At 49.2% G+C, this 248-nt stretch carries 1 protein-coding gene; it reads right to left on the reverse strand.

What is annotated here, in order from left to right:
* Positions 1-33 precede the first annotated feature (33 nt).
* Positions 34-248: hypothetical protein (locus MiSe_RS50455; protein ID WP_226595150.1), on the reverse strand; the 215-nt coding region annotated here is incomplete at its 5' end.

Raw genomic sequence — 248 nt, forward strand, 5'->3', positions numbered from 1 at the left:
AACCTCACAGAGTTGTTGCGTAGGGACAGGGCATCAGAGATATCTCGGACAAACAGATAACGTTAATCGTGCCGTGTCCCGACTGCCAATTATGGGTAATCGACCGAACTTGATATGAATAATTGGTAGGGGCACGGCAAGGGAGGAATTTATTGCTGGCAACCAACCTGACTGATGCCGTGCCCCTACTTTGATATCGAATCGGGAATGGATCTGAATAATTGGTCGGGGCACGGCAAGGGAGGAAT

The organism is Microseira wollei NIES-4236 (genome assembly GCF_020521235.1).
GTDB classification, from domain to species: domain Bacteria; phylum Cyanobacteriota; class Cyanobacteriia; order Cyanobacteriales; family Aerosakkonemataceae; genus Microseira; species Microseira wollei.